This window comes from Rhodococcus sp. (in: high G+C Gram-positive bacteria) (genome assembly GCF_049591685.1).
GTDB lineage: Bacteria > Actinomycetota > Actinomycetes > Mycobacteriales > Mycobacteriaceae > Rhodococcoides.
In genome coordinates this window covers 1-10,418 of sequence record NZ_JBAWFH010000341.1, presented here as the reverse complement: position 1 = coordinate 10,418, position 10,418 = coordinate 1, and the positions used below count along the sequence as shown (strand labels likewise).

Below are 10,418 nucleotides of genomic sequence, written 5' to 3'. Positions count from 1 at the left end.
AGGTTGTCGTAGAGCTGCTCGGCTGCGCGCGCCAGGCCGTAGCGGTCGAGCGCTCGACTCGCTGCTTCCCGCCCCATTCCGTCGCGGTGCTCGTTCCCCATGTGCAGGATGTCGAGCAGAGTCTTGCCGTTCAGATCGGGACGGGTATGTGTCTGGGCGAACAGTCCGGGCCTCACCCTGGCGCCGAGCACGGCCTTACCGTCGTGCGGCACCGGCGCGAGGGCCAACTCCTGAACCGGCTCGTGTTCGCGGTCCGGATCGGTCCCGCCCGCAGCGAGCAACCGCAAGAAGTGAGACTTGCCCGAACCGTTCGACCCGAGCACCGCCAGTCGGTCACCGAAGAAGACCTCCGCGTCGAACGGCTTCATCAGACCTGTCAGCTCCAGATCGGTGCACACCAGCGCTCGCTTCGCGGTGCGTCCCCCGTGCAGCCGCACCGTCACGTTCTGCTTCAGCGGAACCGCCTCGGGTGGTCCCGCGTCCTCGAACCTGGCGAGCCGCGTCTGCGCTGCGTGATAGCGCGCGGCCACACCGTCGTTGAACTTCGCCTTCTCCCTGAGCCGCAGGACCAGAGCCCGCAGCTTGACGCGTTCCTCGTCCCATCGGCGACGCAACTCGTCGAGCCGCGCGTTTCGGTCCTCGCGGGCACCGTGATACGAGTCGAAGCCGCCGCCGTGCACCCAGGATGTCGCGCCGCTGAAACCGGGTTCGAGGGTCACGATTCGCGTCGCGGCGTTGGCGATGAGTTCACGGTCGTGGCTGATGAACAACACGGATTTGTCGGACTCGCGAATCGTCTTCTCCAACCACCGTTTTCCCGGTACGTCCAGGTAGTTGTCGGGCTCGTCGAGAAGCAGCAATCGGTCGGACCCGGCGAACAATGCTTCGAGTACCAAGCGCTTCTGCTCTCCGCCACTGAGCGAGGACGCCGCACGCCACTTGGCCCGGTCGAACGGCATGCCGAGGGCACTGGTGGTGACCTTGTCCCAGAAGGGTTCGAGATCGTATCCGCCGATGTCGCCCCAATCCGACAGTGCGCCGGCGTATTTCAGTTGTGTTTTCTCGTCGTCCGCCTCGATCATCGCGTTCTCGGCGGCGTCGAGGGCAGTCGCCGCGGCCCGCACCGAGGGCGAGGCAACCGACAGCAACAGATCGAGCACGGTGGAGTCGTCGCGAAGCTGGCCGACGAACTGGCGCATGACCCCGAGCGATCCCGAGCGAGTGACGGCACCCTCGTCCTGTTCGATGTCGCCCGCGATGATGCGGATCAGCGTCGTCTTGCCCGTTCCGTTCGGCCCGATCAATGCCGTCTTCGCACCGTCGCCCACCCGGAATCCGATCCCACTGAGCAATTGCCTTCCGTCGGGGAGGAAGTAGTCGATTTCGGTCAGTTCCAGGTGCGCCACAAGAGAAGAATCTATGTCACCGGGTCAAGACTTTTTTCAGGTCAGCAACAGTTCTGCGGTGGTGTCGAGCGTTTGCGTGCCCTCGGCGTCGACGCGGGCGTGCTCGACGCGCACTCGCGCCGAGTCCCCTTCGGTGGTGAGAAGCATCACCCCGTTGTCGAACCACGGACCGGCTTCCGCCTCCCACGCCACTTCGGGCGGCGGAACGTGGGCGGACTTCGCGAGCGCCGACATCATGCGTGCGACCGGTCGCTTGATGGCGAGGCGGTTGACCGCGCGAATCGGCAGGTTGAGCGGATTTCTGAACGGCGACATCGTGAGCTGGTACGTCGCGGGAACTGCGCCGCCGCCGACACCGAATTCGGCGCGGGCCACATACGAGCAGTGCACGTCACCCGACAGCCACATGATGCTCGCGGGCGCCGATTCGGCGCGAGAAATTTCCCGCGTCAGGGTTGCCATGTCTCCGAACGACTTACCGAACGCGGCCCAGTGCTCGAGGTCCAGGGCGATGCGGAGCTTCTCCCCGACCTTCGCAGCCAGTTTGCCCCAACCACCCTGAGCCACGGACTCGTTCCACTGTTCCATGCTATGAAGCGCAGGCAACATCAGGTACGGCAACGACGAGCCGAACAGCAGATGCCTCGGGGATGCCTCCAGTGCCCGCTCCCGTACCCACTTCCACTCGAGTTCGTCGACCATCGCGCGGTCGTTCGGGTCGAGATCGCGGGAACACCGCGAATCGATCATGATCAACCGGGTGTCGCCGAAGTCTCGGTAGAAGCTCCACCGACCGGTGGAGGGTTGCTCGTCCACGCGGAGCGAGAACTCGGCGAGCAATGCTTCGCGATCGGCGTCGGATTTCGCCGACCTGACCGAGGCATACAGTTCGTCCTCGGCGAGTTCGTGCGGCGAGAGATTGCCGAGATGCTGATAGACCCAGTACGACGAGAAGGCCCCGACGACGCGAGTGGTCCACCACGGCCGCGTCACGATGTCGGCCCGCCAGGACGCCGACGAGTTCCAGTCGTCGCGTAGGTCGTGGTCGTCGAGAATCATGCACGTCGGGACGCTCGCGAGCAGGGTGCGCACGGGTTCGGCTCCCCACGACTCGCGGTAGAGCCACGAGTACTCCTCGAAGTCGCAGATCTCGTTCTCGGCGTCGGTGCCTCGCGCGCTCTCCGGACCGTCACCCGCTGCCCTCCGCGCACGGAGCTTGTCGATGATCTCGGGCGACGGGTCGTCCGCGTACACCTGATCACCGAGGAGCAACAGTGCCTGCGGCCACTCGCCGGGGTCCTGCGCCAGCATCCTGGTACCCAAGCCTGCCAGCGCGTCGGAGCCGATGCGTTTCACCGATTCCTCGCTGTAGTTGTCGCCGCGTCGGCAGGAGCCGAACGCCAGCGTCACCGGTCCGTGCGCATCCACCGTGTGCACGGCGGCGCGCTTGCCGGCCTCCGGCCACACCGGGACGCCGTCGAAGGTGACCTCGTAGTCGACCGGTGAGTTCGGGGGAAGACCGTCCAGTGCGACGAGGGCGTAGTGGTGGCCGTGTATCCCCCACGTGTCCTCCTGCGCCTCGACACCATGCCCGGTACGGACCCGCACTGTTCCCGGAGAATCGAATTCGAACCAGAACGTGGCATGGTTCGCTCCCACGTATCGAACAAGAGGGCCGAGCACGAGCGGTGTGGACGTCATTGTGCATACGATGCCCCTACGGCGGCGACTGCGCCACCAGTGCCGGTCAGGGCGTGCGGGCCAGCCTCCATCCAGGCGCCGAAGAGTCGAGTTTCACGGCGAGTCGATCGAGGTAGGCCAGTACCTCGGACTCCGACCTGTCCGGCATCCCGAACACCACTTCGGTCACGCCGAGCTCGCGCCACCTCTCGATCTGCCCGGGATCGGGCTTCCCCGCCAGAACCACCACTTCCGGTCGGCCCTGGCGTCGAGCGTCGCTCCACAGCTGTTTCAGGTGAGCCACCGACGCCTCGATGTCGGACTCGCCGGGTGTCGTCATCCACCCGTCGGCCGATCGGACGATCCACGCGAGGTTCTTCTCCGTTCCCGCCGCGCCGACGACCACCGGAACCGACCCGCCCCGAACCGGTTTCGGCCATGCCCAGCTGGGGCTCACGGTGACGAATTCGCCCTCGTACCGTGCCGTCTCCTCCGACCACAGCGCACGCATCGCCTCGAGGTACTCGCGCAGCATGGTTCGCCTGCGCCCGACAGGCACCCCGTGATCGGCCAATTCGTCAGTGTTCCAACCGAATCCGACACCCAGCCGAACGCGTCCGCCGCTGAGGTGATCGAGCGTCGCGATAGTCTTGGCGAGGGTGATCGGATCGTGCTCGACCGGAATCGCCACGGCCGTTCCGAGCAAAATGCGCGACGTGACGGCCGCTGCCGTGGCAAGCGCCACCCACGGATCGAGCGTCCTGAGGTACCGGTCGTCGGGAAGTGCGGAGTCACCGGTCCCGGGATGCGCCGCGTGGCGTGCCACCGGGATGTGAGTGTGTTCGGGGACGTAGAAGGAGCCGAACCCCAGCCGCTCCCCCGCCGCGGCGGCGCATGCGGGCGTGATGCCGCGGTCGGACGTGAACAGAACCAATCCGAAGCGCATGCATTATTAGAACGTGTTCTAGTCGGCGACGCAAGCAACCGCGACGGTCACGCCCCCGGCCGCGACCTTCTCTCGGACCAGTCGGCCACCTCTGCTCCCGAGGATCGCGGCGGCCTCGGCCACGCTCGCGGAGCCGACCGCTGCCGACGAGAGCGTCGACGGATTCGGCACGTCGAGTCGTTCCAGAGCCTCGGCGGACCACACCGACCAGGGGACGCCGAGCGTTGCGGCCACCCGCTCGATCAACGAGCGCTTTCGGTCGAGGGTCGAAAGTCCGACCAACAACCACTCCGGGCGGACGACCCGGTCTATTGCGTCCAGGCACTCCGTGACGGTCGCCGCCGAGGTAGCCCCCACGCCGACCACGACCTCAACGGGCATGGGCTGCGGCGTACCTCGAACATGCGTCGACGAACCGGCGAACAGACTGCGGACTGCCGGCCGGGTGAGTGTGCAGATACGACGCGTGCACCCCTGCTTGAACGAATCCCTCCCGCACCGTCCGCTGCGTCGCGACGGCGCTCGAGTTGCGCCAGCCCCACGCGGGCGCCGGATGTTCGATACCGCTCTCCACCAACATCGTTCGGTGGAACTCGTGCCCAGTGACCCGGGTGCCCGCTTCGAACAACACAGAGTCCTCGAGTGCAACCGCATCGCGGTAGCCGAGGGTCAGCTTCGAGCCGAACTTTGCGTCCACGTCGATGACGCCGGCCATGGCATGACCGTTCAGAAAGCGCGAGAGATACAGCAGCCCGGCGCATTCCGCGTGAATCGGAATCCGACGATCGGCGAGCCGCCTCACGTCCCGCAACAGCTCACGATTGCCCGCCAACGCTTCGGCATGCTCCTCGGGGAACCCGCCCGGCACGATCACACCGGACGTGTCTTCGGGCAACCCATCCGTCAGCGGGTCGAACACGGCCACCTCTGCGCCTGCCGCGCGCAACAGCTCGGTGTGCTCGGCGTAACCGAACGTGAACGCCGGACCGCCCGCGATCGCGATGACGGGCGACCCGGCGTCTCTCGTACCGACTTCCGTCCCACCGACTTCCGTCCCACCGACTTTCCTGCCACCGACTTCGGTACTGGCATTCCAGGCCGTACCGGTGACCGACGACCGCGCGAGAGCGCGAATGGCACCGAGGTCGACGTGCGCGCGGACGAGGTCGGCCATCGCATCGACCGCCGCGTTCGCTCGACCGCCGTGCTCGAGGGCGGTGATCAAGCCGAGATGCCGCGACGGCACGGCGAGTTCCGACATGCGCGGAAGCGACCCGAGCACCGGTATCCCGACGCGCTCGCATGCCTGGCGAAGGACTTCCTCGTGACGGGGGCTGCCCACACGGTTGAGCACGACGCCGCCGATTCGTACCGACGAGTCGAACGTCGAGAAACCGTGAAGTACCGCCGCGAGACTCTGACTGTGGCCGCGTGCGTCGACGACCAGCACGACGGGTGCACCCAGTGCGGCCGCCACCCGCGCCGTCGACCCCTCGGCGGAGGCCTCGCCTGCGCCGGACATATCGATCTTCCCGTCGAACAATCCCATGACGCCCTCGACGACCGCGATGTCGCACCCGGCGCTGCCGTGCAAGAACAGCGGTCCGATTCGGTCGGCGCCGACCATGACGGCGTCGAGGTTGCGCCCGGGTAGCCCAGCGGCGAGGGCGTGATAGCCGGGGTCGATGTAGTCGGGGCCGACCTTGAACGGTGCGACACGGTCACCTGCTGCGCGGAGCGCGCCCATGAGCCCCGTGGCAACGGTCGTCTTGCCGCTACCCGACGACGGCGCGGCGATGACGACGGCGGGTACGGACGACCCTTCGACTCGGGAGGTCACCACTCGATACCGCGCTGGCCCTTGCGGCCGGCATCCATCGGATGCTTGACCTTCTGCATGTCGGTGACGAGATCCGCCGCGTCGATCAGCGCCTGGGGAGCGTCGCGTCCGGTGATCACGACGTGTTGATTACCCGGGCGGCGCGCCAGCACCGCGACGACCTCGTCGACATCGACCCAGCCCCACTTGAGCGGATACGTGAATTCGTCCAGAACGTAGAACCGATGCGTCTCCTCCGACAGCCGACGGCTGATCTCGGCCCACCCCTCGGCCGCAGCAGCCGCGTGGTCGACCTCGGAACCCTTTTTGCGGGTCCACGACCACCCTTCGCCCATCTTGTGCCATTCGACGGCGCCGCCGACACCGGTGTTCTCGTGGAGTTCACCCAGCACCGTGAAGGTGGCCTCCTCGCCGACCTTCCACTTGGCGCTCTTGACGAACTGGAAGACGCCGACGTCGAAGCCCTGGTTCCAGGCGCGTAGCGCCATCCCGAAGGCGGCCGTCGACTTGCCCTTGCCGGGCCCGGTGTGCACCGCGAGAACCGGCTGATTGCGACGCTGACGGGTGGTCAGGCCGTCGGCCGGCACCGTTCCCGGAGCGGGTGTTCCCTGTGGCATCGTTCCCCCTCAGGCCGCGGCGCGGACGACATCGGCAACCTGCTCCGCCGACAGATCTGCCAAGCGGACGTATCCGCCTCCCAGGTGCCGCGCGAAATCCGCAGCCAGGCCGAGGCGCACCATGCCGGTCTCGCAATCGACGACAACCGACGCAGTACCGTCGGCCGCCAGGCGAGCAGCGGCGACGCGGGCACGACCGACCGGGTCGATACCGCCGGTGGCGCGACCGTCGGTCAGTGCGACGACGAGTGCTCGCCGCCTCGGATCGCGCACCTTCTCGCGCAGAACTACGTCCCGTGCTTCGACGAATCCCTGTGCTAGCGGCGACTTTCCACCGGTCTTCATCCGCCCGAGTCGTCGTGCCGCGATGTCGACACTCGACGTCGGCGGCAGAACGAGTTCGGCATCACGACCACGAACGGTGACCACGGCGACCTTGTCGCGTCTCTGGTAGGCGTCGCGAAGAAGCGAGAGAACGGCGCCCGTGACGGCCGACAGCCGGTCCCGGGCAGCCATCGACCCCGACGCATCGACGACGAACACGATGAGATTGCCTTCACGGCCCTCCCGCACTGCGCCTCGAAGATCGGCCGGCTCGAGTCGAAAACGACCGGCCGTACGTCCTCGCGCGACCTGATTCTCCGCGGCGGCGAACAGGGTCGCCACGAGGTGAAGACCCTTGTCGCGGTCGGGCGTCGCGCGGACGATCCGACCCTGTGGCGATCGGGACCGCGAGCGGCGCCCCGGCGCCCCTTCCCCCACGCCGGGAATTTCCATCACACGTGCTCTGAACTGTGCGCCGGGCTGGGCAGCCTCGCGCTCGCTGCTCCCCGCGCCCGATGGCCTGTTCTTCTGATCCGAGGGCGCCGGTGTCGGTGCCTCGTCGCCGCCGTCGCTGCCGGGGCCCGAGGGATCCAGGTCCGGCTCGGTGGGATCGGGATCCGGGTCCGGCTCGGTGGGATCGGGATCCGGTCGGTGCGCTTCGGCCTGCTCTGCGGCATCGCGCATCGCGTCGTCGAGGGCTTGCTCGTCGATGCCGGGTTCGTCGAACGGGTCTCGACGCCGGCGATGCGGCAGTGCCAGCTCGGCCGCGACGCGAACGTCTTCTTCCTGTACCGCCTCCGCACCTCGCCACGCAGCGTGCGCAGTGGCGGTTCGAGCGAGCACCAGATCGGCGCGCATGCCGTCCACGTCGAACGACGCACACAACGCGGCGATCCGGCGCAGTTCGACATCGTCGAGGACGACGGCGTCGATCCGAGCCCGTGCCTCGACGATGCGCCGAGCGATGTCTGCGTCCGCCTCGGCGTACTCGTCGGCGAAGGCGAACGGGTCGCGTTCGTAGTTCAGTCGACGACGGACCACGTTCATCCGCGTGTCCACCTCACGAGAAGCGGTCACCTCGACGGCCAGGCCGAAACGATCCAACAATTGTGGACGTAGTTCTCCCTCTTCGGGATTCATCGTCCCCACGAGCACGAATTGCGCGGGGTGCGAGTGCGACACGCCGTCTCGTTCGATGTGAACGCGCCCCATGGCAGCCGCGTCGAGCAGCACGTCCACCAGATGGTCGTGCAACAGGTTGACCTCGTCGACGTACAGCACACCGCGGTGAGCCGCCGCCAACAATCCAGGTTGAAATGCACGTTCGCCGTCGCGCAGTACCTTCTCGAGATCGAGCGAACCGACCACCCGATCCTCGGTGGCACCAACGGGTAGCTCGACCAACCGAGCCGGCCGCGCACCTTGCTCGTCCTCGACGGCGGGCAACAGCGCAGCGAGCGCTCGAACGACCGTCGACTTCGCGGTGCCCTTTTCGCCCCGTACCAGAACCCCGCCGATACCGGGGTGCACCGCACACAGAATCAACGAAAGCCGCAGCTGATCCTGACCGACGACAGCGGTGAACGGATAGCCGGGCTCGGATCTCTCGTCCTGCAAGCGTTCGTCCTGCAAGCGTTCGTACTGCAGGCGTTGGTACTGCTCCGCAGGTTCTGACGGCGGTGTTACGACGTGCTTCACGTGTGGGCTCCTTCTGTTCTCGGACTCCACGCCGAGAAGTCGGGTGCCCGCCGAGCGGCGGGCGAAAAACGAAGCCGTGCGGTGATCTGACTAAGAGTGAGTCCGCTACCTGCGGATTTCGACTCGCACACAGTGGCGGGACCGCGCCTGATTCGCACAGGACTTCCCCGCATCGACTTCGGTACGAACACTACTGTTCGCGCGAGAAGACGCGCTCGGTTCGTCGCCCGGGCTACGCCTCGCTCCACGGCTTGCCGCCGCCGCGCCGCATCGGCGTGTGCGGAATACCGTCTTCGAGCACTTCCTCACCGTCGGGCAAGAACCCGTGCTTGGCATACATGTCGACGAGGTAGCTCTGTGCGTTGATTCGGCACGGCGCGGATCCGACCTCGGCCAGCGCCGCACGCAGAATTCGCGTGGTGTGGCCCTGGCCGCGGGCCGACCGCTGAGTGCAGAGACGACCGATGCGGAATGCCTTCTCACCGTCGTCGTGCTCTTCCATCAGGCGGAGCGTGCAGACGACCTCACCGTCACGCTCGAGCCAGAAGTGGCGGGTTTCGGCGAGTAGGTCTCGGCCGTCGAGCTCGGGGTATGCGCACGCCTGCTCGACGACGAACACCTCGACGCGCAGCTTCAACAGGTCGTACAGAGTGTTGTTGGACAGGTCCAGTGCCCAGGACCGCTTGAGTGCAGCTGCTTGCGTAGTCATCGACTGTTGCTATCACACACCGGTGGGCTGAGCGAGCCGGGTGGTCTCGTTCAGCTGCAAACGTTGTGATGTCCAGTCGAAGACCTCGCGGAACATGGTGGGGTCCTCGGCGAGCTTCTTGCCCAGCGAGGGAACCATGTCCTTGAGCTTCGGCTGCCACGTCTCGTAGCGATCGGCGAAGCACCGCTGCAGCACGTCGAGCATCGCGGGCACCGCGGTGGAGGCGCCAGGCGATGCACCGAGCAGACCGGCGATGGTTCCGTCGGCCGCGTTGATGACGGCGGTGCCGAACTCGAGCACGCCGCCGCGACCCTTCTTGCGGATGACCTGAACGCGCTGACCTGCCGTCACCAGCTCCCAGTCGGTGCCGACGACCTGTGGCGCGAACTCCCGCAGCGTCTCGACGCGTCCGGCTTCGGACTGGGCGAGTTCGCCGATGAGGTATTTGACGAGGCCGAGTTCGGTGACGCCGACGCCGAGCATGGACATCAGGTTGCCCGGCTTGACGGACGTGGGCAGGTCGGTGATCTTGCCCTGCTTGAGGAACTTCGGTGACCAGCCGGCGTACGGCCCGAACAGCAGGCCTGGCTTGCCGCCGATGACGCGGGTGTCGAGGTGAGGAACCGACATCGGAGGTGCACCGACCGACGCCTTGCCGTACACCTTCGCGGAGTGCTGACTGATCAGCTCCGGATTGGTGCAGCGCAGCCACTCGCCACTGACAGGGAATCCGCCGAACCCGCTGATCTCATTGATGCCCGACTTCTGCAGCAGGTGCAGCGCGCCGCCGCCCGCACCCACGAACACGAACTTGGCGTTGACGGTCTTCTTTTCGCCGGTACGCAGGTTGGCGAGCTTGATGTCCCACGTGCCGTCGGACTGCTTGGAGATGTTGCGCACGTCGGTACCGAAGTGCACGGTGCCACCGGCCGAGGAGATGTAGTTGAGCAGCTGGCGGGTCAGAGCACCGAAGTCGACGTCGGTGCCCTGGTCGCTCCAGTTGAGTGCCACGGGATCGGAGAAGTCACGGCCCCGACCCATCAGCGGGAGACGCCTGGTGAACTCGGCCGGGTCGTCGACGTATTCCATGCCTGCGAACAGCGGATTCGGGGCGAGCGCGTCGTAGCGGGCACGCAGGTACTTCACGTTGTCTTCCCCGTGCACGAAGCTGACGTGCGGGATCGGGTTGAGGAAGCTG

The 10,418-nt window shown here is 66.6% G+C and carries 9 protein-coding genes and 1 riboswitch; all 9 genes read right to left on the bottom strand.

What is annotated here, in order from left to right; all coding sequences use genetic code 11:
- Positions 1-1,406, bottom strand: a 1,406-nt coding sequence (locus tag WBQ44_RS14405; RefSeq protein ID WP_495567356.1) for an ATP-binding cassette domain-containing protein, incomplete at its 3' end; no start/stop codon positions are given.
- 36 nt (positions 1,407-1,442) lie between these two features.
- Positions 1,443-3,107 (bottom strand): DUF7800 domain-containing protein, encoded by a 1,665-nt coding sequence (locus WBQ44_RS14400; protein WP_495567355.1) that lies wholly within the window; start codon positions 3,105-3,107, stop codon positions 1,443-1,445.
- A 46-nt stretch (positions 3,108-3,153) separates the two neighbouring features.
- Complete coding sequence (locus WBQ44_RS14395; RefSeq protein WP_495567354.1) at positions 3,154-4,032, bottom strand: TIGR03619 family F420-dependent LLM class oxidoreductase; 879 nt, start codon at positions 4,030-4,032, stop codon at positions 3,154-3,156.
- Between the two features lie 18 nt (positions 4,033-4,050).
- Positions 4,051-4,413, bottom strand: a complete 363-nt coding sequence (locus WBQ44_RS14390; protein WP_495567353.1) for a cobalamin biosynthesis protein — start codon at positions 4,411-4,413, stop codon at positions 4,051-4,053.
- Positions 4,403-5,872 (bottom strand): cobyrinic acid a,c-diamide synthase CobB, encoded by a 1,470-nt coding sequence (locus WBQ44_RS14385; protein WP_495567352.1) that lies wholly within the window; start codon positions 5,870-5,872, stop codon positions 4,403-4,405. The genes WBQ44_RS14390 and WBQ44_RS14385 overlap by 11 nt, the downstream gene beginning before the upstream one ends.
- The gene (gene cobO / locus WBQ44_RS14380) at positions 5,869-6,489 is read right to left on the bottom strand and encodes a cob(I)yrinic acid a,c-diamide adenosyltransferase (protein ID WP_495567351.1); all 621 of its coding nucleotides are present in this window, start codon (positions 6,487-6,489) and stop codon (positions 5,869-5,871) included. The genes WBQ44_RS14385 and cobO overlap by 4 nt, the downstream gene beginning before the upstream one ends.
- Before the next feature lie 9 nt (positions 6,490-6,498).
- Positions 6,499-8,430 (bottom strand): magnesium chelatase subunit D family protein, encoded by a 1,932-nt coding sequence (locus WBQ44_RS14375; protein ID WP_495567357.1) that lies wholly within the window; start codon positions 8,428-8,430, stop codon positions 6,499-6,501.
- A 123-nt stretch (positions 8,431-8,553) separates the two neighbouring features.
- Positions 8,554-8,704: riboswitch (adenosylcobalamin (AdoCbl) riboswitch) on the bottom strand.
- 39 nt (positions 8,705-8,743) lie between these two features.
- Positions 8,744-9,220: a GNAT family N-acetyltransferase gene (locus WBQ44_RS14370; RefSeq protein ID WP_495567350.1), complete on the bottom strand. Its 477-nt coding sequence runs from the start codon at positions 9,218-9,220 to the stop codon at positions 8,744-8,746.
- 12 nt (positions 9,221-9,232) lie between these two features.
- Positions 9,233-10,418: malate dehydrogenase (quinone) (mqo, locus tag WBQ44_RS14365; protein ID WP_495567349.1), on the bottom strand; the 1,186-nt coding region annotated here is incomplete at its 5' end.

Bases quoted from the DNA above. Each gene is read 5' to 3' on its own strand.
- WBQ44_RS14400 (WP_495567355.1), bottom strand. From the start codon at position 3,107: ATGACGTCCACACCGCTCGTGCTCGGCCCTCTTGTTCGATACGTGGGA.
- WBQ44_RS14370 (WP_495567350.1), bottom strand. From the start codon at position 9,220: ATGACTACGCAAGCAGCTGCACTCAAGCGGTCCTGGGCACTGGACCTG.
- WBQ44_RS14390 (WP_495567353.1), bottom strand. From the start codon at position 4,413: ATGCCCGTTGAGGTCGTGGTCGGCGTGGGGGCTACCTCGGCGGCGACC.
- cobO (WP_495567351.1), bottom strand. From the start codon at position 6,489: ATGCCACAGGGAACACCCGCTCCGGGAACGGTGCCGGCCGACGGCCTG.
- WBQ44_RS14395 (WP_495567354.1), bottom strand. From the start codon at position 4,032: ATGCGCTTCGGATTGGTTCTGTTCACGTCCGACCGCGGCATCACGCCC.